This is a genomic window from Mesorhizobium sp. WSM4847 (genome assembly GCF_055811335.1).
Genome location: NZ_JBVVPY010000003.1, coordinates 308,149 through 330,667 on the forward strand (window position 1 = coordinate 308,149; position 22,519 = coordinate 330,667).

Here is a 22,519-nt window from a genome sequence, read left to right on the forward strand (position 1 = left end):
CCTTCACTCGCCGCTTGGGCCCGGTAAAAAAAAACCCCGCTCATGCGCCACACGTCTATGGCTTTGGGCTAACCATTTTGGGCGGGGGGGGCGGGGGGGGGGGGGGGGCCCGCCCCCCCCGCCCCTCTTGCGGAGAGAACCAGTGACCTCCAGCTCAGAACAGAGACCGTCCCTGTCCGGCATCGCGCGCGTGATGTCGCGCGTCAGCACGGCGGCGCTGTGGATCGCCGGCATCGGGCTGGTGCTGATGACCGCTTTCGTCGCCTGGCAGGTGTTCGGCCGCTATGTTCTGAACCGCTCGCCGAGCTGGACCGAGCAGGGCTCGGTGATGCTGATGAGCTGGTTCATTTTCCTCGGCGCTGCCGTCGGGGTGCGCGAGAACTATCACCTCGGCTTCGACGTCCTGCTTTACGTGCTGCCGAAAGGCGGAAAGCGTTGGCTGAGGATGATCTCGGATCTCGTCGCGCTCGCCTTCGGCATCGGCATGATCTGGTATGGCAGCCAGCTGGTCGCGCTGACCTGGGGCGCCACCTTGCCGTCGCTCGGCATATCGGGGGGCTGGGACTACGTCCCGCTTGTCGCGGGAGGCGTGCTCATCGTGCTGTTCACGCTGGAGCGCATCGTGCTTCGCCTCTCCGGTGCGCCGATCGACGATGCGCTCGACGAATTGCCGCCGGCGGAAGTCGCAGCCGAACTCGACACAGCCAACGTGAAGGTCTGACGCCATGGAACTCTGGATACTTTTTGGCGTCTTCACCGTCCTGATGCTCATCGGCACGCCAATCGCTTTCTGCCTCGGCGTCGCAAGCTTTGCCACCGTTCTCTATATGGGCCTGCCGCCGCTCATCGTGTTCCAGCGCCTGAATTCCGGCATGAGCGTCTTTTCGCTGCTGGCCATTCCGTTTTTCATCTACGCCGGCGACCTGATGGTGCGCGGCGGCATCGCCAGCAAGATCGTTGCCTTCGCCGGCTCGCTGGTCGGCCACATGCGCGGCGGCCTCGGGCAGGTCAATATCGCGACCGCTACACTGTTCGGCGGCATTTCGGGCTCCGCCGTGGCGGAGGCCGCGGCGGTCGGCGGCTTGATGATCCCGCAGATGAAGGCGCGTGGCTATGGAGCGGATTACGCCGTCAACGTCACCTCGATGGCGGCGCTGATCGCGCTGCTGCTGCCGCCGTCGCACAACATGATCATCTACTCGATCTCGGCAGGCGGAAAGATCTCCATCGCCGACCTGTTCACCGCCGGCATCATCCCGGGCCTGCTGTTGGCCCTGGCGCTGATGATCACCGCCTACTTCGTGGCGCGCTCGCGCGGCTATCCGACCGAGCCGTTTCCTGGCTTCGCCGCCGTCGCGCATCTCTTCGCGGTCGCGGTGCCAGGCCTGCTGCTGATAGCGATCATCTTCGGCGGCGTGCGATCGGGCGTTTTCACAGCCACCGAGAGTTCCTGCATCGCCGTCATCTATGCATTGCTCGTGACTGTCCTGGTCTACCGGCAGATGACCTGGGAAGGTTTCGTTCATGCCACCCATGGCGCCGTGCGCACCACGGCCATGGTGCTGCTCATCATTGGCATGGCAGCGGCGTTCTCGTGGTTGATGGCCTTCCTCAAAGTGCCGGCAGCGCTGATAGTCTCGATGAACGCGATCTCGGAAGATCCGCTGGTCGTGCTGCTCCTGCTCAACCTCTTGATGCTGTTCCTCGGCACCTTCATGGACATGGGGCCGACGATCATCATTTGCACGCCGATCTTCCTGCCCGTGGCGCAGGCCTACGGCGTCGATCCGGTGCATTTCGGTGTCATCATGATCCTCAACTTCGGCATCGGGCTGAACACGCCGCCAGTGGGCGCAGTGCAGTTCGTGGCGTGCGCGGTGGGCAAGATATCCGTCTGGGAAGCGATGCGCTCGATCTGGCCGTTCTATGGGGCCGGCATCGTGGTGCTGGGGCTCGTCACTTACATTCCGGCCATCTCGCTATGGTTGCCGAGCGTCTTCAAATAAGGGCTGGCAATGGCATCGGATATGGCAATCAACCTGAAGGTCGAACGCAAGCCCAAGCTGTCGGAGACCGTGGTCGCGGCAATCCGCAAGCAGTTGCAGGCGGGCGAGATCCAGCCAGGCCGAAAGCTGCCGACCGAGGGTCGGCTGACCGAAACCTTCGGGGTCAGCCGCACCGTCATCCGCGAAGCGCTGGCCAAGCTTGCCGCCGACGGTCTGGTCGAGCCGCGCCAAGGCGCCGGGGTCTTCGTCACCGAGCACATCTCGACGATGTTCGGCACGCTGGCTGCGGACATCGGCAGCAAGGATTCGATCGCGCTCAACGTGCTGGAGGTGCGCCTGGCGATCGAAATCGAATCCGCCGGGCTGGCCGCTATCCGTCGCAATGCCGCGCAGGAAGCGGCGATCCAGGAGGCGTTCTTCGAGTTCGAGCGGCTGCTGTTGAACAGCGAGCCGACAGGTCCGGCCGACCTCGCCTTCCACCGGGCAATCGCCAGCGCCACCAACAATCCGTTCTATGTCGAGATGCTCGACGTGCTCGGCCGGCGCGCCATTCCTTGCGACGTGACATCGCCGTGGTCGACCGAACTCGCCCAATCCGACGCCTATCAGCGCGGCCTGCAAGACGAGCATCTGGTGATCCTGAACGCCATTACATCAGGCGATGCCGAGTCCGCGCGCGAAGCGATGCGCGCGCATCTCAGCGCCAGCCAGCAGCGCTATCGCGAGCGCCTGCACGCACGTCAGATTTTTTATGCCGATTCGGTCAAGGCCGCGGCAACCGAATGACCAATGAGGCAGCCCAATGGGACAGCAATGAATCACACTGAAAACCACACCGACTTCACCTCGCGCTTCGCCATCGACCCTGTCACCGCCGCGGCGATGGGGACGGACGAGCTCCGCCACAATTTCCTGATCGAAGGCCTGTTCCAGCTCGGCCGCATCGGCCTGACCTACACGCATTACGACCGCATGATCGTCGGCGGCGCCATGCCAGCCGGGACACCGCTTCCGCTGCAAGCGATCAAGCCGACCGGAACAAAGAACTTTCTCGATCGCCGCGAAATGATCGCCGTCAACATTGGCGGCGCCGGCATCGTCAAAGCCGGCGGCCAGTCCTACGAGCTGCAACCCCGCGACATGCTGTATCTCGGCATGGGCGCCAATGAGGTGTCATTCGCCTCAGTCAATCCAGCCGAGCCGGCCAAGTTCTATCTGCTCAGCGCGCCGGCGCATCAGAGCCATCCCAGCCAGCTGATCCGCATCGGCGATGCCAAGCGCCTCGATCTCGGCAGTCAGGCGACCTGCAACGAGCGCTCGATCTTCCAGTTCATCCATGCCGAGGGCGTCAAAACCTGCCAACTCGTCGTCGGCATGACCCAGCTCGCCCCAGGCTCCGTCTGGAACACCATGCCGTGCCATGTACATGACCGCCGCATGGAGGCTTATCTCTATTTCGACCTGCCGGAGACGGCGCGGGTGTTCCATTTCATGGGCGAGCCGGACGAGACGCGCCATCTCGTCATGCGCAACGAGGAAGCGGTGCTGTCGCCGGGTTGGTCGATCCATTCGGGCGCCGGCACCTCCAACTACGCCTTCATCTGGGCGATGGCCGGCGACAATGTCGACTATACGGATGTCGATCCGGTAGCGATGGAAGAGCTGCGATGAGCGACCTCTCGGCTTTCAGCCTGGCCGGCAAGCGCATTCTCGTCACCGGCGCCAACACCGGCATTGGCCAAGGCATCGCCCTGTCGATCGCGCGCGCCGGTGGTGCGGTGGTCGGCGTCGGCCGCTCTGCAATGGATGAGACCGCGGAAAAGATCGGCGCGTCCGGCGGCCGCTTCGAGGCGGTGCGCTGCGATCTTGCCGACCACGCCGCCGCCCAGGCGATGCTCGATCGCGTCTGGGACGAAACCGGGCCGCTCGACGGGCTGGTCAACAATGCCGGCATCATCCGGCGCGCCGACGCCGTCGATTTGGGGCAAGCCGATTGGGACGATGTCATGGACGTCAACCTGAAGACGGTGTTTTTTCTCAGCCAGAGCTTTGCCCGGCGCGTGCTTGCCGATCCCGAACGGCGCGGCAAGATCGTCAACATCGCCTCGGTGCTGAGCTTCCAGGGCGGCATCCGCGTCGCCTCCTACACCGCCTCGAAACACGGCGTGGTCGGCATTACCCGGTTGCTCGCCTGCGAATGGGCGTCGAAAGGCATCAACGTCAACAGTATTGCGCCCGGCTACATCGAAACCAACAACACCGAGGCGCTGCGTGCCGACCCGGACCGCAGCACCGCCATTCTGGCGCGCATTCCGGCCGGGCGCTGGGGCGGGCCGGAAGACATCGGCGACGCGGCCGTCTTCCTGCTGGCGCCGGCGTCAAACTACATGCATGGCGCGGTGGTGCCGGTGGACGGCGGCTGGCTGGCGCGATGAGGCGCATGCCCATGACGAGGATGTGGCGATGACCGGAACGAAGATCTTTACGCATGCCGGCGAGGGCGCGTGGACGCCGACCCCGGATGGCAATCGCAGGCGTGTGCTGCTGCACACCGACGAATTGATGATGGTCGAATTCGGGTTCGACAAGGGCGGTGTCGGCGCGCTGCATTCGCACCCGCATGTCCAGGCGAGCTATGTCGCCGAAGGCCGCTTCGAGGTCACCATCGACGGCACGACCGAGATCATGGAAACGGGAAGCAGCTTCATTGTCCCTGCCAATTTGGTCCACGGCGTCAAGGCGCTCGAGGCCGGCCGCCTGGTCGACAGTTTTACACCGCACCGCGCGGATTTCCTCGTCTGACGAGAACCCCCGCAGGTCACTACGCAGCGGCAGCCTGTCTCGGAAGCAAAAAGCCCGCGCCTCCGGAGAGACGCGGGCGTGTTGCCTGGGCGCTTGTGGCGCCGCGGTACTCAAAACATCACCGCAGGACCTGAACATGCCGAATCATGGTGAAGATAGGATTAATCGGCCCGAGCCGTTGCGCGATATTCACAGCCAAAGTGAATAGAGGCTGGAATCACGCTCGCATATCCGCCAATGAGGGGCATACCTTTCAGACGGTGCCGACGGAGACAGGACTTGAGGAGCGTTCGAATGTCCGAATCGGCTGTCCAAGCGGTCACCCGACGATTCGCCAGGGAGCTTTGGCAGGTCACGTCGTCGCTGACTCGGGCCGTTCCCCCAATGCCTTTTCGGGCAGCGCCGATCATAGAAATTCCCTGATGCAGGCAGCGGCGGCGAGCGTCCCGGCGGAGGATCCCAAGCGGCGCGTCCTGAAGGACGTGTTCGGCTTCGACGATTTTCGTCCCGGCCAGGACGCCGTGACGGAGGCGCTGCTGGCCGGGCGTCATGTGTTGGCCGTCATGCCGACCGGCGCCGGCAAATCACTCTGCTACCAGGTTCCGGCGCTGGTCCTGGGCGGCCTCACCATTGTCGTTTCACCGCTGGTGGCGCTGATGCAGGACCAGGTCGCCGCATTGCGTCTTGCCGGCGTGGCCGCCGATACGATCAATTCCTCGCTCGACCGCGATGCCAATGTCGCCGCATGGCGCCGCGTCGCGGCGGGCCAGACGCGCCTGCTCTATCTTGCACCGGAGCGGCTCATGACCGCGCGGATGCTCGAGGCGCTGGCCAGGCTCGACATCCGGCTGATCGCTGTCGACGAGGCGCATTGCATCTCCCAATGGGGGCCGTCGTTCCGGCGCGAATATGAAGAGTTGTCGCGGCTGCGCGACATTTTCCCTGATGTGCCGATCATTGCGCTGACGGCGACAGCGGACGAGGCGACGCGCACCGATATCGCCGCACAACTGTTCGCCGGGCGCGTCGAAACCCTGGTGCTGGGTTTCGACCGGCCGAACATCAAGCTTGGCGTCGAGGCCAAGCAGGACAGCAAGCGCCAATTGCTGGGCTTCGTGCAGCGTCATGCCGGCCGCAGCGGCATCGTCTATTGCCTGTCGCGCAGGAAGACGGAAGAGATGGCGGCGTTCCTCGAGAAGAACGGCGTGCGCGCCCTGGCCTATCATGCCGGCATGAGCAAGGAGGCGCGTGAAGCAAATCAAAACGCTTTCATGACCTTGTCGGGCGTGGTGATGGTGGCGACCATCGCCTTCGGCATGGGGATCGACAAGCCTGACGTCGCCTATGTCTTCCACACCGACCTGCCGGGCAGCCTCGAAGCCTATTATCAGGAAATCGGCCGCGCCGGCCGCGACGGGCGGCCTGCCGAGGCTCATATGCTCTTCGGTCTCGGCGACATCCGCATGCGGCGGCTGTTCATCGACGACGAGGACGCGCCGGCGGAGCATAAAAGGCGCGCGCATGGCCGGCTCGATATGCTGATCGGCTATTGCGAAACGGCCCAGTGCCGTCGCAAGATCCTGCTTGGCTATTTCGGCGAACCAGCAATGCCTTGCGGCAATTGCGACAACTGCCTTGACCAGACGCCGCATGAAGATGGCGAAGCGGAGGCGCGGATCGTCCTCGCGGCCATCGCGCAGACCGGCGAGCGTTTTGGCGCCGCCCATGTCGTCGATGTTCTGCTCGGCCATGAAACCGAGAAGGTTCTGGCCAGGAACCACCACGGGCTTGCCAGCTTCGGGACCGGTGTGGCGCACAAGAAGGATGTCTGGCAGTCGCTCATCCGCCAACTCGTCGCGGGAGGGTTTCTGACTTTTGACTCAGGCGGCCATGGCGGCCTTGCCATCGCCGAAAAGGGCTGTGAGCTGGCCCGTGGCGAGGTCCCGTTCCGGTATCGCGTAGAGGTGCGGAACCGCACGGCACGAGGCAAGACTCGTCCCACCCCGAATGCTGCCGCGGGCACGGAAGACCTGGATACCGCGCTCTTGGCCACGCTCAAGGCGGTTCGGCTGCGTCTCGCCCGGGAGCGCCAGGTGCCGGCCTTCGTCATCTTCTCCGATCGCACGCTGATCGATATGGCCGAACGCTGCCCGCGCGACCTCGATGCCTTCGCCGCAGTCAACGGCGTCGGCGCCGCAAAACTCAGGGAATTCGGCGAGATCTTCCTCGGCGCAATCGCTGCGCACCAATCCGGTGTGTCGGTCTGAGACAGCCAAAGATCAAATCCGCGGTGCTGCAGCAGGTCAGTTTGCGAGACAGCATTTCTTCGCTTCCTTGCCGCTTCCACAGGGACACGGATCATTCCGTCCGACATGGCGCAAAGGATTTGTGACCGGCGCTGTCAGGCTCGGCAACTCGTCGAGCCAGGTTTGTTCCGTCAAGGGCGATTGCCAATCTTCCTCGTCAAAATACTCAAGGGGGCGGCTCCATTCCAACGCTTCAAGCACATCGTCGATATAGCCGAGACCGGCACGCCTGAATCGGTCCTCGATATCGTTCGGGCTTTGCTCGGCTGCCAGGAGATCGTCTTCGAAATCACTGAGTTCAGCATGCCCAATGGGACGCGGCCGTCGTCCGACGAGACGGACGCGCCATTGTTCCGTCTGTCCGTCGAACCGAACGAGCGCAACGGGCTGCTCACCGTCTGCCGACTGATGGTGGACAAGATCACCACGGTCCCAAAGTCCAAGATCGGCGCAAATATCGGGCGGTTAGACGACGCGGACATCCTGCGCCTCAATCAGGCCGTTATCGTTTTCCTCGGCTTGGCCGTGTCGCGGAGACTGAAGCCGTGACGGTGAGGATGACAGAATCCACGGAACCGTCGAGCCTCGGCTGTAATACTGCGAAATCGATCATTTTCAGCCTTCGGCAGCAGGCTCTCACACCGATGCCGCAATCAGCACCTGCTTCGTCTCACAGCTGCGATCGCGGCCTCCTGCTGCTGCAATTGCTCGATTTTCGCGTTCTGGCGGGCAGTGACGGTAGTGGCGACACGCCGGGCTCCCCATAGCCAGTTCGGAATGTTGGTTTTCGCGACTTTGCCCCGGGTGATCGCTGTCGCCGACAGCTCCTTGGCGACTTCACCCATGGCGACGTTGAGTTCGACGCAACTCATCCTGTCGTATTTCGCGGCATCAAAGGATGCATGGAAGGGCGATGCGCAACCTCCGACAAACACGATGCTGCATATCAGGGATATGGCTGGCGAGATGGCTTTCATTTTATCAAGTAGATTTGACGCCGGACGGGCGAATGAGGCATGTGAAGCTCTACAACACTCTGCCCTGGGCGTCATTCCCTATTCAACCTCGAAGAATTTCGAGAGAGCCGCTGCGGTCTGGTGAGGGTGCTCTTCTGGAAAGAAGTGCCCGCCCGGAACGGGACCTCCTTCAACTCTGTCGGCCCATTTCCTCCAGATAGCCAGCGGTCCGCCTTCCTCCGCATACCAGGTCTCCAGGCCGCCCTGGCTACTCCACAGTGCCAGGAGCGGACACTTAATGCGACGACCGTTTATCTGGTCCAGCGCGTCATGTTCACGATCGATCGTGGCAGCGGCCCGATACTCTTCGCAAATCGCATGAATATGAACGGGATCGCGAAGCGCCCTGACATAGGCCTCCCTGATCGTTGCAGAGAACATTTCTGCCGGCGATCCCCACTGCACAATCGCATTGTCGACGATGGCATCGGGCGCCGCGCCGATCAGTCGCTCCGGCAGCGGTTCCGGTTGCGCAAGCAGGCTCCAGGGCCAGAATCGGAGAGCCAGTCTGGCATCCGCCCTGTCCCACGCGGCGGCGGTCGGGATGACGTCGAGGACCGCGACCCTGGATATCTCATCGGGGTGATCGAGTGCCAGGCGATAGGCGACCCGCCCGCCGCGGTCATGTCCGGCAACCATGAACCGCTCAAACCCCAACTGCTGCATGACTTGAACCATGTCTGCGGCCATGGCGCGTTTGGCGTATGGGCTATGCTCGGCCGAGGAGACCGGGCAGCCGCTTTGCCCATAGCCGCGAAGATCGGCGGCGACGACTGTGAAGCGGGGCGCCAGGGCCGCGGCAATATCCCTCCACATCAGATGCGTTTCTGGAAAACCATGAAGCAGCAGCAGCGGCGGACCGGTTCCGCCGACCCTTGCGAAAATGGTCGTGTCGTCCAGTTGCAAGCTGGTGGCCCTGAAACCTGCAAACACCGTTTTTCTCCTCGGTGTGCCTCAGGCGACAACGCACAAGGTGGCAGAAGGATCACGGTCGGCTGCTTTGCTGAATTTGTGGCGGTCCTGGAATTCTCCTCAATTGCCAGGTACGGAAGCTGCGGCCACTGATATTTCGATCGGCGCACCCCATATAGCGCCAAAGTGTCGCTTGAGGATTTGCCATGATGATTTCGCGTTCGAGCCGGTTTGCCGTTTTGTTTGCAGGACTGTTCCTGGCTTTTTCCATGGTCACGGCCGATTACGCGGAGGCGCGGCGTGGCGGCAGCTTCGGCAGCCGCGGCACGCGCACGTTCCAGTCGGTCCCGCCGACCAGGACGGCGCCACAGCCGGCCGCGCCGGTCGAGCGCTCGATGACGCCCAACACCGCAACGAACAATGCGGCGCGCCAGAGACCGGCAGCCCAACGACCAGGGATCTTCAGCGGCCTCGGCGGTTCGATGATGCGCGGCCTGCTGCTCGGCGGTCTGATCGGACTTCTTTTGGGCCAGGGGTTCGGCGGCTTGGCTGGCATGTTGGGCCTGCTGCTGCAAGGACTGCTGATCGGCGGCGCGATCATGCTGATCATCCGCTTTTTCCGGTCGCAATCGGCACGCAACCAAGCGCCTGCCATGGCCGGTGTTCCGCGGAGCATGGGCAATTTTGGGCGAAACGCGGCAGCCCAGCGCGAGGCGGACAACGTCACATCTTTCCCCATTCCAGGCATCGGGTCTGGCTTTGGCCGGACGGCTCCAGCCAACGATCAAATTACGATGACGCCGGCCGATCTCGATACATTCCAGCAGCGGTTGACCGAAGTTCAGGAAGCGTTCGGGCGTGAAGACCATGCTGGCTTGCGCCGGCTGGCGACCCCCGAGATGGTGTCGTACCTGTCCGAAGAACTTGCCGACAATGCCAAGAACGGCATCAGGAACGAGGTGTCGAACGTCAGCCTGCTGGAGGCCGATATTGCGGAGAGCTGGCGGGAAGATGATCGTGACTACGCGACGGCTGCCCTGCGCTACGAGTCTCTTGACGTAATGCGCGATCGCGCCAGCGGCAAGATCGTCGCCGGCGAAGCCGATCGGCCGACGGAAACAACCGAACTGTGGACCTTCACGCGCCAGAACGGCGGCGACTGGAAGCTGGCGGCAATACAGCAGCCCTGACCGTTATGCTGCAGCCTCGGCGGTTCACGTCATCTGGCGAGCCATGATGTATGGACGGTTGTCGTCGCCCTCTTTGCGGGGCTTTCAGTGGCAAGAACGTCGAAGCCCGCGGCATCGATAGTCAGTCGCGATGGCGCAGCGCATCGACCAGGGCAACGAAAGCAGGCGAGGATTGCCGGCGGCTCGGATAATAGAGATGGTAGCCATCCCAATAGGGCGACCATCCTTCCAGGGCCCGCGCCAGCCGCCCTTTGGCGATGTGGGGAAGGGCCATTTCTTCCGGAACATAGCCGAGGCCGCGGCCGGCCAGCGCGGCGTCCAGGACATGAAAGATGTTGTTGAAGACGAGCTGCCCATCGACGCGAATTTTGATCTCGCGGCCGTTCTCCTCGAACTCCCACACATAAAGGGCCCCGGACGTTGGAAAACGGTAGTTGATGCAATTGTGCTGCACGAGATCCTGCGGCTTCTCCGGCGCGGGATGCTCGGCAAAGTAGGATTCTTCGCCGACGACCGCGAAGCGGAAATCCGGTCCGATGCGAGCCGAGATCATGTCTTTCGCAAGCTGTTCGCCCATGCGGATCCCGGCGTCAAAGCGCTCCGTCACGATGTCGGTGAGGCCGTTGTCGAGCAGGAGTTCGACCTTGATGTCGGGATATTTCGGGAGAAAGCGTTTCAGCTTGGGCCAAAGGATGCTGCTGATTGCATAGTCGGGCGCTGACAGCCGGATGGTTCCAGCGGGCTTTTCCCTCAGTTCGTTCAGGGCATCGACCTCGATTTCGATCTGGTCAAAGTGCGGCCCAATCCGCTGCAAAAGCCTCTCTCCCGCCTCGGTGGGAGCCACCGCGCGGGTCGTGCGGGTGAGCAGGCGAACGCCAAGGCGCGCTTCGAGTTGACGGATGGTGTGGCTTAGCGCCGATTGCGATATGCCGAACCGGGCTGCGGCGCGCGTAAAGCTACGCTCCCGAGCAACAGCCAGGAACGCGAGCAGATCATTGACATTCTGCCGCGACACTCATGAATCCTTGTGATAGCCAGAACTCGATTATACCGGATAAATCGAAGGCGAACACAGAGACTTCATTGAGCGGCAGCTATTCAATCCGCCGCTCGCCCCCGGCGACGAACTACGAGCGGATTGCGCAGGTTTCAGTCGGCGCGTTCAACGCGGATGGTGACCGGACCGGGACGGTCAAAGATCGAGACATCGCCAGTGACCTGCCCGAGCCTGATGATGCCAGGCGCCGGGAGGCGACCGCTCCGATAGTAGATCACGAAATGATCGGAACTCCACAACCCAAGCGTGCCGGCAGAGAAGTCGCGCTGCCGCGCCAGCTCGGGCAAGGCGGAAGGCAGATTGCCGGTCTTTTCCTGGCGCAGATGATCGGACATCTCGATCGTAAGCGGCAGCATCTGCGCCAGAGATCTTGCGGCCTCGTTATCGGCGAGATCGGCTGTGACCTCGCCCCAATCCGAAAAAATGCGAATGCGTTCTTGAGCCATGGCAGATCCAACCGTTCCGAGTGCAATAACAGCGGCGTTCAGCAACAGTTTCAGCATGCCCTTGTGTCTCCCGATCTATGCTGATGGAGCCTGTTCCGTCCGGTACAGGCTCCATCGCGCCGCTCACGCGGAGAGGTGCTGATTGAAGAAGCTGGTCAGCTTGTCGAACGGGATCAGGTCGACGCGATCGTAGAGGTCGACGTGCCCGGCGCCGGAAACCCAAACAAGCTCCTTCGGCTCGGCCGCTCGCTGGTAGGCTTCCTCGCTGAACTCGCGGGAGTGAGCCTGATCGCCGGCGATGAACAGCATCGGGCGCGGCGAGATCGTCTCGATGTCGTTGAACGGGTAGAAATTCATGAACTTGACGTTGCTGGTCAGCGTCGGATGCGTGGTGATCTGCGGGTTTGCGCTGGCGGGCGTGAATTCACCCCGCGGCGTACGGTAGAAGTCATAGAATTCCCGCTGGATCGGATGGGTGTCGGCGGTCAGCTCATGCACCGTGCCGCTGGTATATTCGACCTCGCCGCCTTCAAACTCTGCCCAGCGCCGCTCGGCAGCTGCAGCAATGGCCTGCTTGCGCTGCTCGACGCTCAGTGAATGGTTAAGCGCGTTGCGGTTGGCGGCCCCCATATCGTACATGCTGACGGTTGCGACGGCGCGCATCCGCGGGTCGATCTTGGCCGCGCTGATGACGAAGCTGCCGCTGCCGCAGACGCCGATCGCGCCGATGCGGTTTCTGTCGACGAATGGCCGTGTCCCCAGGAAATCGACCCCGGCGCTGAATGCTTCGGCGTAGACATCCGGTGAAACGATCTGGCGGGCCTCGCCCTCGCTTTCGCCCCAGAACGGCAGGTCGATGGACATGGCGACGAAGCCCTGTTCGGCCATCTTGGTGGCATAAAGATTTGCGCTCTGCTCCTTCACCGCACCCATCGGATGCCCGACGACGAGCGCCGGATGGCGCGCATTGCGGTCGAGCTTGTTGGGAATGAACAGATTGCCCACAACGTTCATCTCGTATTGGCTCTTGAAGGCGATCTTTTCCAGCGTCACCCGATCACTGGTGTAGAAGTTGTTGGCGCCGTTTGACATGTCTTGAGCCTTTGCGAAGGGGATGTTGAACAGCGACGCCGCACCGAGCGCGGCAACGCCGGCGCCGGTCAGCTTCAGGAGATCACGCCGGCCAAAGTCGACACTGGACTGCGCGGTGTTCTCGATTCCGCTCTGCTTGGTCATGCCTGTCTCCTTTGATCGTCCTGAACTGTCGCAGGCCTGCCGGGCCATGCTCATTTCCTCGGCATGTGCGGCAGTGTTGCGAATGTTCAAATAGAATAGCGACGACGCCGGCGATCGATTAGGCGGCAAAATCCGCATGTCGTTATGAGGGTGATTCATCAATCGAATAGCGCAGGCTCGTCCCGAAGGTGAACAGATTCGTCCGCCTCCGGCCGCGTCTGCATGCACAGGAAGAAGATCGTCACCGTGCCCAGCCGATCAAAGGTTCGGCGTCAACGAGTTCGACGATGGCATTTGGCCCTTGAGCCTCATGCCCTATGATCTTGGATACTTCGACCTGGAACAGAGGACATTGGCAAAGCCCCATCCCGCATTCTTGGCGCAGCCGGGATGCTCGCACCTATGGTGTATAATGCCGGGGCGCGTGACGGGCTCCATTGCATCAGGAAGGCGGATCAGTTCGTCACTCATGCTATGATCCTTTCTTCTGAGCAGGAGGTGGACTAGCCACCTCTGCGAACGGTGCGGAAAGCACGAGTTCATGGATGTCGAGACGCTTATCCCAACCGCTCGGGAACGGCAGGGCATTCGGGTTAGGCGGCTTGCCGAAAGGTTCGAATCCTGTCGGGTGCAGCATTGCCGCAGTTCGCTTGCCGACAACTATTCCTGCTGGAATTGACAGGGCCAATCTTCAGGCCTCGTCAAGCCAGAAGGCAACTCGGTCCGGGCGTCTCCGCAAGCCATGTTGAGCTGCCACTGGGACAGACCCGCCGAATTGGTAAGGTCGACGCCCTCGATACGGGTCAGAAAGAAAAAGGCGCGGTCAAAGTCTATCGACGCGGTGAACGTCGCTCCTCGGAAGTCCGCCCGTGCGAGATTGGCAAACGAGAAGCGGCTGCCGCTGATATCGGCGTCATGGAACCGCGCACGCCCCAATTCTGCCTTTGTGAAATCAACGTTGGTCAGAATGGCGTCCTGGAAATTCGAGCGCTGCAATTCCGCGCTCGCGAACACAGCGCCCTGCGCGTCCATACGGCTGAAGTCGGTCCTGTAGGCCTCGATTCTGTCGAACCGGGCGCCTTTGGCGGTCGAGTCGGCCAGGGAAGCACGCACAAGCGTTGCCTTCTCAAGATTTGCCGCAAGGAGATTGCTGTTCCTGAGGTCGGTCGAAGTGAAATCAACACCGAACAGGTTCGCCCCGCTCAGGTCCTGTCCTTCTAGGATGAGAAGCTTCTTGTCACACTCGTGCCAATTGACGCCAGGCGTCGCGGCTGCGTGGCAATTGTGAGCAGCAGTGGCATTCTGCCAAGCAAACACAGTGCAAATCGCTAGAACCAAGCCGGATGCGGCGTAAGCTCTGGTTCGCCTCAAAGTCATGGTTGCTGGACCTCTGCTACTCGCCGACACTCAACCTGACCACATCTGCTGACACTCGAGAGTGCTCCTCGTCTACACCACCGTCAACCCGGGAGCAGAGGACATGGCGACGGTCGCCGCAGATGCGCAGCGGACGTCAACAATGGGAAGCCTGCTCGGGTGCTGACCGCCACCGCCGGCGTCCGCCGCCGACAAGGGTGAATCCGCTTGGGTCCGCACCGATCGGTACTTCCCGACGGCGAGGTTGACCCGGCACGGGGTGCTAGTCGCGTATCCTGATTCCGCTGTCGCTACCCCACGACTTCGCTTAGCGAGGCCGAAGTTGATCTCTGCCATCTACCAGGTCGAAGCATGAACCCCGCATGTGTCGTAAGCTGACGTGCCGCGAATACGGCGTTTTCGGCAGGCGGGCTTTATGGCGGGCGCGCAACCTATTCTTTGATTTTTATCAATGTAAACAATGTCGTATGGCGGAGAGGGAGGGATTCGAACCCCCGATGGGCTTGCACCCATGCCGCATTTCGAGTGCGGTGCATTCGACCACTCTGCCACCTCTCCGGGGTCATGGTCCGCCGTTGCCGGCGCGGCGCACTAGATAACGGCTGGACGGACAGGTTACAAGGGCCAATCTGCCTGATATCAGGCTTCTCTCCGGGCCGTATGGCTCGTCCCTCGATACCTCTGCCGCTTGTGCCAACGGCACCGGCTTGCTTTCGGCCGTTTGCCTTGACTCGCGCCGCACCTTCGGCTAGGGACAGCGCGCAATCGGCGTGGAGGGCTCTTCCGCGCCGCTTGCTTTTTGAACCCGCAGACTGACAAAAAGACGGCCGAACCGCTGAAGCGGTTCGTGGGCCGACCGAACAGCGAAAGGCAAAAAATGTTCGCAGTCATCAAAACGGGCGGCAAGCAGTATCGCGTCGCCGCCAACGATCTCCTGAAGATCGAAAAAGTCGAAGGCCAGGTCGGCGACATCGTCGAGATCGGCCACGTGCTCGCGCATGGCGAGGGCGAGAATGTCACGTTCGGCGCGCCGTTCGTCGACGGCGCTTTGGTCACCGCCGAAGTCGTCGAGCAGGGCAAGAACCGCACCGTCATCGCTTTCAAGAAGCGCCGCCGGCAGAATTCGCGCCGCAAGATCGGCCATCGCCAGCTGTTGACCACCGTGCGGATCGCCGAGATCCTGCTGGGCGGCGCCAAGCCGACGAAGAAGGCCGCGGCCAAGGCCGAGGCGAAGGCCGAGATTGCCGCAAAGGCTGAGATGAAGGCTGAAGCCGCGCCAAAGACCGAGGCAGAGGCTGCGCCGAAGAAGGAAGCCAAGGCAACTGAAACCGCCGCCGCGCCGCTGTTCAAAGCGCCGAAGGGCGAGCCGGATGATCTGACCGTGATCAAGGGCATCGGCCCGGTTGCGGCCGGCCAGTTGAACGAGCAGGGCATCACGACCTTCGCCCAGATCGCCAAGCTGTCGGACAAGGATATCGCCAAGATCGACGAGCATATGCCGTTCAGCGCCGACCAGATCACGGACTGGCGCGAGCAGGCCAAAGATTTGGCGAAGAAGTAAAGCGGGCCGGCGCGATCGTCGCCGGTTCGGACTTGAAACGGAACGCGAACGCGTTCATAAGACCCTTTAAGCGCCTAGCGGCGCATCGGAGTTAGTTAGATGGCACACAAGAAAGCTGGCGGTTCGTCGCGCAATGGTCGCGACTCCCATTCCAAGCGGCTCGGCGTGAAAAAATTCGGCGGCGAAGCCGTGATTCCGGGCAACATCATTATTCGTCAGCGCGGCACGACGTGGCATCCCGGCACCAATGTCGGCATTGGCACGGATCACACGCTGTTTGCGCTCGAAGCTGGCGCAGTCACCTTCAATAAAAAAGCCAATGGCCGAACCTACGTATCGGTGAACCCGATGACCAAGGCCGCGGAGTAGCCGGTTCCGCACGAGAACACCGGCACCCATCTCGGGAACCGGTGTCTGGCCAAGCCAGGAAATGGATCAGGGGAGATGGGTTTCCATCTCCCCTTTTTCTTGCCTGGAGGACTGACATGGTTGCCGAAGCGGATGACACAGACGGTGAAAGTTACGCGATAGATTGTCCGGTCCTGGTGACCGAGCGGCTGGTCCTGCGGGCGCCGCGCGAAAGTGACATCGAGCAACTGGTGGCGCTCGCCGACAATCGCCATGTCGCCGAAATGCTGGCCCGCATGCCGCACCCCTATGGCGAGGCCGAGGCACGCGCCTTCCTCGCGATGACGGCATCGCGCCGGGCCGGCATTGCCTATGCCTTGACCCTGGCCGGCACCGAAACCTTCGTCGGATGCGCCGGCCTCAACACCACCGATCGCGGGCTGGAGCTCGGCTACTGGATCGGCGAGCCATACTGGAAGCGCGGCTATGCGACGGAGGCCGCGCATGCGCTGGTCGACCTCGCCTTCCAGAGGACGTCGATCCAGGTGCTGCATGCCTCGACGCGGGTGATCAATCCGGCCTCGCGCCGGGTCATCCACAAGTGCGGCTTCCAATATGCCGGCCAGGGCATGCTGAACTCGATCGTCGCCGGCCAGGTGCCGGTCGAGCGCTACCGTCTCGATCGCAAGACCTGGACGAGCCTGCGGAACTGGGTGCATTTCTGACGGACGCTGGTCAAACCATCTCGACCCAGACCGGCAAGTGGTCCGAACCGACAGCTTGCCGGTCGACCCACAGGCGCTTCAGCGATTTGGTCAGCGAGGCGCTGGTGAAGACATAGTCGATGCGCTTGTGGCGGCTGGCGTCGTCAGGCCGCTTGGGGTCGACCCAGGTGGCGAGATCGGCGCCTGCGGCGGCAAGGCGCAGGGCGGCATCGACGGCAAGATCCGCGGTCACCGGCATGCCGAATTCGTGGTCCAGGCGGCCGGCGAATTCGACATATTCCGGCGATCCGGCCAGCATGTTGAAGTCGCCCATGACGACGAAGCCTTCGGGACAAGGCAGGTCGGGCAGGCCGACCTCGGCGACGCCCGACAGCGCGCCGCCCTCGATCGCATAGTTCAACAAGCGCCGGCGCAGAAACCGGATCTGGCTGGCGCGTTCGACCGGGCTGCGATGATCGAGATGGGTGGAATAGAAGCGGATGAAACCAATCGGCGTCTCGATCAGCGCCTCCAGCGCGCCGCGCTGGAAATTCATCACTTCGAAACTGCGGCTGCGCGGCAAGAGCAGATTGCGCGACAGATGAATTGGGGTATTCGACAGCACCATGTTGCCGAGCTGGAAGGTGGTGGTGATGGCGCGGCCGTTTTCCAGGCGCGAGCCGACATCGGCCTCGAAATTACTGCCGTAGACGGCGAAATATTCGGGCAGGGCGTCGCCGAGCTCGGCCACCATGTCGCGGCCGCCATTGTTGGGGTTGTTGCGCGAGACCTCCTGCAGCGCGATCACGTCGGCGCCGCGCACGGCATCGGCGATGCGGCCGACATCGTAGCGGCCGTCAAGACCGACGCCGTAGTGGATGTTGTAGGTTACAAGCTTCATTGCGACTCCGGCGATGTTCAGACTCGGACCATGTTCAGACTCGGGCCATGTTGATAAACAGCCTCGCCCTTCGCCCCGCCTTGGTTTAGAGCAGTGCCAAACGTTAGAGCAATGCCGCAAGGCCGTTAGCAGAAACTCAGCAATACGATGAAATTTCTCGATCAAGCCAAGGTCTATGTCCGTTCCGGCGATGGTGGTGCCGGATCGGTGTCGTTCCGGCGCGAAAAGTTCATCGAATTCGGCGGTCCCGACGGCGGCGACGGCGGCCGCGGCGGCGACGTCTGGGTGGAGGCGGTCGATGGGCTGAACACGCTGATCGATTATCGCTACCAGCAGCATTTCAAGGCCAAGACCGGCACGCACGGCATGGGCCGCAACATGACCGGCGCCAAGGGCGCCGACGTGACGCTGAAAGTGCCGGCGGGAACGCAGGTCTTTGCCGAGGACAACGACACGCTGATCTGCGACCTGACCGTCGTCGGCCAACGTTTCCTGCTGGCCAAGGGCGGCAATGGCGGCTTCGGCAACCAGCATTTCAAGACCTCGACCAACCAGGCGCCGCGCCGCGCCAATCCGGGCCAGCCGGGCGAAGAGCTCAACATCTGGCTCCGGCTCAAGCTGATCGCCGATGCCGGCCTGGTCGGCCTGCCCAATGCCGGCAAGTCGACTTTCCTCGCCGCCGTCACCGCAGCGAAGCCGAAGATCGCCGACTATCCCTTCACCACGCTGCATCCGGGCCTCGGTGTGGCCCGTATCGACGGGCGCGAGTTCGTCATCGCCGACGTTCCCGGCCTGATCGAAGGCGCGCATGAAGGCGTCGGCATCGGCGACCGATTCCTCGGACATGTCGAACGCACGCGGGTCCTCCTGCACCTCGTCTCGGCGCAGGAAGAAAATCCGGGGAAGGCCTACAAGACCGTGCGCGCCGAACTCGACGCCTATGGCCATGGGCTGGTCGAGAAGGTCGAGATCGTCGCGCTTTCCCAGGTCGACACGCTCGATGCCGACGCGCGCAAGAAGAAGGTCGCTTCGCTGAAACGCGCCGCCGGCCGCGCGCCGATGCTTTTGTCCGCCGTCACCGGCGAAGGCGTCGAGGCGGTTCTGCGCGCACTGATGACGGTCGTCGCCGAGGCGCGCGAAGCTGTCGCCGCTCCAGTCGAGACGCGCTGGAGATAGCGATGGCCGCGCAGTCGCTGAAAAAATACCGGCGCATCACCGTCAAGATCGGCTCGGCGCTGCTTGTCGACCGCACGGCGGGGCTGAAGCGCGACTGGCTGGCTTCGCTTGCCGACGACATTTCAGTGCTGGCCGAGAATGGCGCCGAGATCCTCGTCGTGTCGTCCGGCGCCATCGCGCTTGGCCGCACCATTTTGGGCCTCGGCAAGCGGGCGCTGAAGCTCGAGGAAAGCCAGGCGGCGGCGGCCGTCGGGCAGATTGCGCTGGCCGGCGCCTGGTCGGATGCGCTCGGCAAGGGCGGCCTGAAATCGGGCCAGATCCTGCTGACGCTCGGCGACACCGAAGAGCGCCGCCGTTATCTCAATGCGCGCGCGACGATCTCGACGCTGCTCAAGATGAAGGCGGTGCCGGTCATCAACGAGAACGATACGGTGGCGACCTCCGAAATCCGCTATGGCGACAATGATCGGCTGGCGGCGCGGGTGGCGACGATGATGGGCGCGGACCTTTTGGTGCTGCTCTCCGACATTGACGGGCTCTACACGGCGCCGCCGGCGCGCGACCAGCATGCCAGGTTCGTCGCTGTCGTCGACCGCATCACGCCTGACATCGAGGCGATGGCGGGTGCGGCCGCTTCGGAGTTTTCACGCGGCGGCATGCGCACCAAGCTCGACGCCGGCAAGATCGCCACCGCCGCCGGCACTGCCATGATCATCACATCAGGCACGCGGCTGTCGCCGCTGCTGGCGATCGAGCGTGGCGAGCGGGCGACGTTCTTCCGGCCGAGCGCCAATCCGGTCAAGGGCTACAAGACATGGATCGCCGGGCAGCTCGAACCGGCAGGCCGGCTGACAGTCGATGCCGGCGCCATCGGCGCGCTGCTGTCGGGCAAGTCGCTGCTGCCGGCCGGGGTCAAGCTGGTCAGCGGCAATTTCTCGCGCGGCGACACGGTGGCGATCCTGTCGCCCGAAGGCCGCGAGATCGCGCGCGGATTGGTTGCCTACGATGCCGCCGATGCCGTAAGGATCGCTGGCTTGAAAACAGCCGAGATCGAAACGGTGCTCGGCTATGAAGCGCGATCGGCGATGATCCACCGCGACGACCTTGTGGTGAGCCATTCTAATGACCAAGTACAGGCCGGCGACCAAGTACAGGCCGCTGACCAAGCGGTCGGTGACGAGGTGAATAGCGGAGGGTGAGCCATGCTGAAGCTGCATGAAAAATCCCGGGACGATACGGTGGCGCTGATGGCCGATATCGGCCGCCGCGCCCGCGCTGCCGCCCGACCGCTGGCCGTCGCCACAGCCGAGCGCAAGCACGCCGCGTTGATCGGTATGGCGCAGGCGATCCTTCGCCACGAGCAGGATATTCTCGACGCCAACGCCATCGACATCAAAAATGGCGAGCAGTCGGGGCTTTCGGCTTCTTTCATGGACCGGCTGAAGCTTGATCCCGGCCGCATCCGTGCCATGGCCGACGGCATCAGTGAAATCGCCGGGCTGCGCGATCCGGTCGGCGATGTCATTGCCGCATGGGACCGGCCGAACGGCCTGCATATCGAGCGCGTGCGCACGCCGCTCGGCGTTGTCGGCGTCATCTACGAAAGCCGGCCGAACGTGACCGCCGATGCCGGCGCGCTGTGCCTCAAGGCCGGCAATCCGGTGATCCTGCGCGGCGGCTCGGATTCGCTCAACTCCTCGGCGGCGATCCATGCCTGCCTGGTCGAAGGGCTGAAAGCGGCCAAGCTGCCGCAGGATGCCATCCAGCTGGTGCCGACCGCCGACCGCGCCGCCGTCGGCGAGATGCTGAAAGGACTTTCCTGCAATATCGACGTCATCATTCCGCGCGGCGGCAAGAACCTGGTCGAACGCGTCCAGAACGAGGCGCGGGTGCCGGTCTTCGCTCATCTCGAAGGCATCTGCCATCTCTACATCGACCGCTCGGCCGATCTCGACATGGCGGCCAGGATCGCGGTCAACGCCAAGATGCGGCGCACCGGCGTCTGCGGCGCGGCCGAGACGCTGCTGGTCGACCGCGCTGTTGCCGCCACTCATCTGGTGCCGATCCTCGGGGCGTTGCGCGCGGCAGGGTGCGAAATCCACGCCGACGCCGAGGTGCTGAAAGTGTTTGCCGACGCCCAGCCTGCGACCGACGCCGACTGGGTGAGCGAATATCTCGATGCCATCATCGCAGTAAAACTGGTCGATGGCGTTGCCGGTGCGATTGAGCACATCGAGAATTTCTCCTCGCACCACACCGAGGCGATCGTCGCCGAGAATACGAACGCCGTCGAACGGTTCTTCAACGAGATCGATTCGGCGATCCTTCTGCACAATGCCTCGACGCAATTTGCCGATGGCGGCGAATTCGGCATGGGCGCCGAAATCGGCATCGCCACCGGCAAGATGCATGCGCGCGGCCCGGTCGGTGTCGAGCAACTGACCTCGTTCAAGTACCGCGTGCGCGGGACGGGACAGGTGAGGCCTTGAGCTTATTCGCGGTTAGAGCCTGAGAGGCGTGCGCCCAGCCACCCCCCTCTGTCCTGCCGGACATCTCCCCCTCAAGGGGGGAGATTGGCTGTCGCATGGACTTTCGCCAACCTCCGGCGTCGCAGTAAGGGCGCCAGGGATGAAGCCGCCAATCTCCCCCCTAGAGGGGGAGGTGCCAAGTTTTGGAAAAGAGGGCAGGGCAGAGGGGGGTGCCTGACACATGCTATCCCCGTCCGAACAACCCGTCCCCTCTCGCTACCTTCATATGCCGCATGCCGAAAAGGGCCTGGCCGTCGGACTGTTCGGCGGCTCGTTCAATCCTGCCCATGCCGGCCATGCGCTGGTCGCCGAGATCGCGCTCAGGCGCCTGGCGCTCGATCAGTTGTGGTGGATGGTGACGCCGGGCAATCCGCTCAAGAGCGCGCGGGAACTGGCGCCGCTGGCCGAGCGGCTACGCCTGTCCGAGCAGATTGCCCGGAACCCGAAGGTCAAGGTCACCGCCTTCGAGGCGAGCCATTATGTCCGCTTCACCGCCGACACGCTGGCCCTGGTCAAGGCGCGCAACCCGGGCGTCGACTTCGTCTGGATCATGGGCGCCGATTCGCTGCGCGATTTTCATCGCTGGCAGCGCTGGCGCCAGATCGTCATGACGTTTCCGATCGCGGTGATCGATCGCCCTGGCGCGACGCTGTCGTTCCTGTCGTCGGTTGTCGCCAAGACCTTCGACTACGCGCGTGTCGACGAGGGCGACGCGCCGCGGCTCGCCCGCATGAAGGCGCCGGCCTGGACTTTCATTCACGGCCCGCGCTCGTCGCTGTCGTCGACCGCGATCCGCAAGATGGCGCAGGGATAGGAGTCTCTTTCTCCTTCTCCCCTTGTGGGAGAAGGTGGCCGAGCGAAGCTCGGTCGGATGAGGGGTGCTGGAAGGATCGCTACCTTGAAGACCTAAGCACTTACGGCGATGTCGCATTTGCGGCTGCCTTTCCTCGGTT

At 62.9% G+C, this 22,519-nt stretch carries 24 protein-coding genes, 1 tRNA gene and 1 pseudogene; 17 read left to right on the forward strand and 9 right to left on the reverse strand.

Annotated features, from left to right (window positions below; all coding sequences use genetic code 11):
• Window positions 1–193: 193 nt before the first annotated feature.
• From AC0L28_RS06005 to recQ, 7 genes are all read left to right on the forward strand, one after another.
• Complete coding sequence (locus tag AC0L28_RS06005) at window positions 194–721, forward strand: TRAP transporter small permease (protein WP_031255309.1); 528 nt, start codon at window positions 194–196, stop codon at window positions 719–721.
• Window positions 722–725: 4 nt separating this feature from the next.
• A complete protein-coding gene (locus AC0L28_RS06010) occupies window positions 726–2,006 on the forward strand; it encodes a TRAP transporter large permease (protein WP_473476184.1) in 1,281 nt (426 codons plus the stop codon).
• Window positions 2,007–2,015: 9 nt separating this feature from the next.
• Entirely contained in the window at window positions 2,016–2,792 is a 777-nt protein-coding gene (locus AC0L28_RS06015) for a FadR/GntR family transcriptional regulator (protein ID WP_473476187.1), read from the forward strand.
• A 27-nt stretch (window positions 2,793–2,819) separates the two neighbouring features.
• Window positions 2,820–3,677 (forward strand): 5-dehydro-4-deoxy-D-glucuronate isomerase, encoded by an 858-nt coding sequence (kduI, locus tag AC0L28_RS06020; protein ID WP_287224973.1) that lies wholly within the window; start codon window positions 2,820–2,822, stop codon window positions 3,675–3,677.
• Window positions 3,674–4,441, forward strand: coding sequence for a 2-dehydro-3-deoxy-D-gluconate 5-dehydrogenase KduD (gene kduD / locus AC0L28_RS06025; protein WP_128173605.1), 768 nt, complete (start codon window positions 3,674–3,676; stop codon window positions 4,439–4,441). The genes kduI and kduD overlap by 4 nt, the downstream gene beginning before the upstream one ends.
• A gap of 28 nt (window positions 4,442–4,469) precedes the next feature.
• A complete protein-coding gene (locus AC0L28_RS06030) occupies window positions 4,470–4,808 on the forward strand; it encodes a cupin domain-containing protein (protein ID WP_128173604.1) in 339 nt (112 codons plus the stop codon).
• Between the two features lie 422 nt (window positions 4,809–5,230).
• Entirely contained in the window at window positions 5,231–7,075 is a 1,845-nt protein-coding gene (gene recQ, locus AC0L28_RS06035) for a DNA helicase RecQ (protein WP_473476190.1), read from the forward strand.
• 36 nt (window positions 7,076–7,111) lie between these two features.
• On the opposite strand, the gene AC0L28_RS06040 is transcribed toward recQ, so the two are convergent.
• Complete coding sequence (locus AC0L28_RS06040; protein WP_473476192.1) at window positions 7,112–7,315, reverse strand: SEC-C metal-binding domain-containing protein; 204 nt, start codon at window positions 7,313–7,315, stop codon at window positions 7,112–7,114.
• 102 nt (window positions 7,316–7,417) lie between these two features.
• Between AC0L28_RS06040 and AC0L28_RS06045 the strand changes: the two genes are divergently transcribed.
• The gene (locus tag AC0L28_RS06045; protein WP_473476193.1) at window positions 7,418–7,663 is read left to right on the forward strand and encodes a type II toxin-antitoxin system PemK/MazF family toxin; all 246 of its coding nucleotides are present in this window, start codon (window positions 7,418–7,420) and stop codon (window positions 7,661–7,663) included.
• Between the two features lie 104 nt (window positions 7,664–7,767).
• Here AC0L28_RS06045 and AC0L28_RS06050 read toward each other — a convergent pair whose 3' ends face one another.
• Both AC0L28_RS06050 and AC0L28_RS06055 read right to left on the reverse strand, forming a co-directional pair.
• Window positions 7,768–8,091, reverse strand: a complete 324-nt coding sequence (locus AC0L28_RS06050; RefSeq protein WP_473476194.1) for a hypothetical protein — start codon at window positions 8,089–8,091, stop codon at window positions 7,768–7,770.
• A 78-nt stretch (window positions 8,092–8,169) separates the two neighbouring features.
• Window positions 8,170–9,063: an alpha/beta fold hydrolase gene (locus AC0L28_RS06055; protein ID WP_128168574.1), complete on the reverse strand. Its 894-nt coding sequence runs from the start codon at window positions 9,061–9,063 to the stop codon at window positions 8,170–8,172.
• A gap of 188 nt (window positions 9,064–9,251) precedes the next feature.
• Between AC0L28_RS06055 and AC0L28_RS06060 the strand changes: the two genes are divergently transcribed.
• Entirely contained in the window at window positions 9,252–10,232 is a 981-nt protein-coding gene (locus AC0L28_RS06060; RefSeq protein WP_023800068.1) for a Tim44 domain-containing protein, read from the forward strand.
• 121 nt (window positions 10,233–10,353) lie between these two features.
• On the opposite strand, the gene AC0L28_RS06065 is transcribed toward AC0L28_RS06060, so the two are convergent.
• The 3 genes from AC0L28_RS06065 to AC0L28_RS06075 all read right to left on the reverse strand — a co-directional run bounded on the left by AC0L28_RS06065 (window position 10,354) and on the right by AC0L28_RS06075 (window position 12,971).
• Window positions 10,354–11,247: a LysR family transcriptional regulator gene (locus AC0L28_RS06065; protein WP_128173599.1), complete on the reverse strand. Its 894-nt coding sequence runs from the start codon at window positions 11,245–11,247 to the stop codon at window positions 10,354–10,356.
• A 134-nt stretch (window positions 11,248–11,381) separates the two neighbouring features.
• On the reverse strand, window positions 11,382–11,792 hold the full coding sequence (locus tag AC0L28_RS06070) for a cyclophilin-like fold protein (RefSeq protein ID WP_128168572.1): 411 nt from the start codon (window positions 11,790–11,792) through the stop codon (window positions 11,382–11,384).
• Between the two features lie 66 nt (window positions 11,793–11,858).
• Window positions 11,859–12,971 carry an alpha/beta hydrolase gene (locus AC0L28_RS06075; RefSeq protein ID WP_128168571.1) on the reverse strand — a complete coding sequence of 371 codons (1,113 nt, stop codon included), beginning with the start codon at window positions 12,969–12,971 and terminating at the stop codon, window positions 11,859–11,861.
• 201 nt (window positions 12,972–13,172) lie between these two features.
• Between AC0L28_RS06075 and AC0L28_RS06080 the strand changes: the two are divergent.
• A pseudogene (locus tag AC0L28_RS06080) lies at window positions 13,173–13,449 on the forward strand (hypothetical protein); the annotation flags it as partial.
• Between the two features lie 182 nt (window positions 13,450–13,631).
• On the opposite strand, the gene AC0L28_RS06085 reads toward AC0L28_RS06080, so the two are convergent.
• Both AC0L28_RS06085 and AC0L28_RS06090 read right to left on the reverse strand, forming a co-directional pair.
• Complete coding sequence (locus AC0L28_RS06085) at window positions 13,632–14,348, reverse strand: pentapeptide repeat-containing protein (RefSeq protein ID WP_023800063.1); 717 nt, start codon at window positions 14,346–14,348, stop codon at window positions 13,632–13,634.
• A gap of 468 nt (window positions 14,349–14,816) precedes the next feature.
• A tRNA-Ser gene (locus tag AC0L28_RS06090) sits at window positions 14,817–14,906 on the reverse strand.
• 319 nt (window positions 14,907–15,225) lie between these two features.
• Between AC0L28_RS06090 and AC0L28_RS06095 the strand changes: the two genes are divergently transcribed.
• From AC0L28_RS06095 to AC0L28_RS06105, 3 genes are all read left to right on the forward strand, one after another.
• Window positions 15,226–15,909, forward strand: coding sequence for a 50S ribosomal protein L21 (locus AC0L28_RS06095; RefSeq protein WP_023800062.1), 684 nt, complete (start codon window positions 15,226–15,228; stop codon window positions 15,907–15,909).
• 99 nt (window positions 15,910–16,008) lie between these two features.
• On the forward strand, window positions 16,009–16,278 hold the full coding sequence (rpmA, locus tag AC0L28_RS06100; protein ID WP_023678077.1) for a 50S ribosomal protein L27: 270 nt from the start codon (window positions 16,009–16,011) through the stop codon (window positions 16,276–16,278).
• Between the two features lie 116 nt (window positions 16,279–16,394).
• The gene (locus tag AC0L28_RS06105; RefSeq protein ID WP_128173597.1) at window positions 16,395–16,982 is read left to right on the forward strand and encodes a GNAT family N-acetyltransferase; all 588 of its coding nucleotides are present in this window, start codon (window positions 16,395–16,397) and stop codon (window positions 16,980–16,982) included.
• A 10-nt stretch (window positions 16,983–16,992) separates the two neighbouring features.
• Here the strand turns inward: AC0L28_RS06105 and AC0L28_RS06110 are convergent, their stop codons facing one another.
• On the reverse strand, window positions 16,993–17,862 hold the full coding sequence (locus tag AC0L28_RS06110; RefSeq protein ID WP_473476201.1) for an endonuclease/exonuclease/phosphatase family protein: 870 nt from the start codon (window positions 17,860–17,862) through the stop codon (window positions 16,993–16,995).
• A 147-nt stretch (window positions 17,863–18,009) separates the two neighbouring features.
• On the opposite strand from AC0L28_RS06110, the gene obgE reads away from it, so the two are divergent.
• From obgE to AC0L28_RS06130, 4 genes are all read left to right on the forward strand, one after another.
• Window positions 18,010–19,038 carry a GTPase ObgE gene (gene obgE / locus AC0L28_RS06115; RefSeq protein WP_128168566.1) on the forward strand — a complete coding sequence of 343 codons (1,029 nt, stop codon included), beginning with the start codon at window positions 18,010–18,012 and terminating at the stop codon, window positions 19,036–19,038.
• Window positions 19,039–19,040: 2 nt separating this feature from the next.
• Complete coding sequence (proB, locus tag AC0L28_RS06120; protein WP_023800058.1) at window positions 19,041–20,237, forward strand: glutamate 5-kinase; 1,197 nt, start codon at window positions 19,041–19,043, stop codon at window positions 20,235–20,237.
• A 3-nt stretch (window positions 20,238–20,240) separates the two neighbouring features.
• Window positions 20,241–21,527, forward strand: coding sequence for a glutamate-5-semialdehyde dehydrogenase (locus AC0L28_RS06125; RefSeq protein ID WP_023800057.1), 1,287 nt, complete (start codon window positions 20,241–20,243; stop codon window positions 21,525–21,527).
• A gap of 265 nt (window positions 21,528–21,792) precedes the next feature.
• On the forward strand, window positions 21,793–22,380 hold the full coding sequence (locus AC0L28_RS06130) for a nicotinate-nucleotide adenylyltransferase (RefSeq protein ID WP_027152843.1): 588 nt from the start codon (window positions 21,793–21,795) through the stop codon (window positions 22,378–22,380).
• The last annotated feature ends 139 nt before the right edge of the window (window positions 22,381–22,519 follow it).

Bases quoted from the DNA above. Each gene is read 5' to 3' on its own strand.
- kduI (WP_287224973.1), top strand. From the start codon at position 2,820: ATGAATCACACTGAAAACCACACCGACTTCACCTCGCGCTTCGCCATC.
- recQ (WP_473476190.1), top strand. From the start codon at position 5,231: ATGCAGGCAGCGGCGGCGAGCGTCCCGGCGGAGGATCCCAAGCGGCGC.
- AC0L28_RS06050 (WP_473476194.1), bottom strand. From the start codon at position 8,091: ATGAAAGCCATCTCGCCAGCCATATCCCTGATATGCAGCATCGTGTTT.
- AC0L28_RS06095 (WP_023800062.1), top strand. From the start codon at position 15,226: ATGTTCGCAGTCATCAAAACGGGCGGCAAGCAGTATCGCGTCGCCGCC.
- rpmA (WP_023678077.1), top strand. From the start codon at position 16,009: ATGGCACACAAGAAAGCTGGCGGTTCGTCGCGCAATGGTCGCGACTCC.
- AC0L28_RS06045 (WP_473476193.1), top strand. From the start codon at position 7,418: ATGCCCAATGGGACGCGGCCGTCGTCCGACGAGACGGACGCGCCATTG.
- AC0L28_RS06015 (WP_473476187.1), top strand. From the start codon at position 2,016: ATGGCATCGGATATGGCAATCAACCTGAAGGTCGAACGCAAGCCCAAG.
- AC0L28_RS06005 (WP_031255309.1), top strand. From the start codon at position 194: ATGTCGCGCGTCAGCACGGCGGCGCTGTGGATCGCCGGCATCGGGCTG.
- AC0L28_RS06105 (WP_128173597.1), top strand. From the start codon at position 16,395: ATGGTTGCCGAAGCGGATGACACAGACGGTGAAAGTTACGCGATAGAT.
- AC0L28_RS06060 (WP_023800068.1), top strand. From the start codon at position 9,252: ATGATTTCGCGTTCGAGCCGGTTTGCCGTTTTGTTTGCAGGACTGTTC.
- AC0L28_RS06085 (WP_023800063.1), bottom strand. From the start codon at position 14,348: ATGACTTTGAGGCGAACCAGAGCTTACGCCGCATCCGGCTTGGTTCTA.
- proB (WP_023800058.1), top strand. From the start codon at position 19,041: ATGGCCGCGCAGTCGCTGAAAAAATACCGGCGCATCACCGTCAAGATC.
- AC0L28_RS06010 (WP_473476184.1), top strand. From the start codon at position 726: ATGGAACTCTGGATACTTTTTGGCGTCTTCACCGTCCTGATGCTCATC.
- AC0L28_RS06075 (WP_128168571.1), bottom strand. From the start codon at position 12,971: ATGACCAAGCAGAGCGGAATCGAGAACACCGCGCAGTCCAGTGTCGAC.
- AC0L28_RS06130 (WP_027152843.1), top strand. From the start codon at position 21,793: ATGCCGCATGCCGAAAAGGGCCTGGCCGTCGGACTGTTCGGCGGCTCG.
- AC0L28_RS06070 (WP_128168572.1), bottom strand. From the start codon at position 11,792: ATGCTGAAACTGTTGCTGAACGCCGCTGTTATTGCACTCGGAACGGTT.
- AC0L28_RS06030 (WP_128173604.1), top strand. From the start codon at position 4,470: ATGACCGGAACGAAGATCTTTACGCATGCCGGCGAGGGCGCGTGGACG.
- AC0L28_RS06110 (WP_473476201.1), bottom strand. From the start codon at position 17,862: ATGAAGCTTGTAACCTACAACATCCACTACGGCGTCGGTCTTGACGGC.
- obgE (WP_128168566.1), top strand. From the start codon at position 18,010: ATGAAATTTCTCGATCAAGCCAAGGTCTATGTCCGTTCCGGCGATGGT.
- kduD (WP_128173605.1), top strand. From the start codon at position 3,674: ATGAGCGACCTCTCGGCTTTCAGCCTGGCCGGCAAGCGCATTCTCGTC.
- AC0L28_RS06125 (WP_023800057.1), top strand. From the start codon at position 20,241: ATGCTGAAGCTGCATGAAAAATCCCGGGACGATACGGTGGCGCTGATG.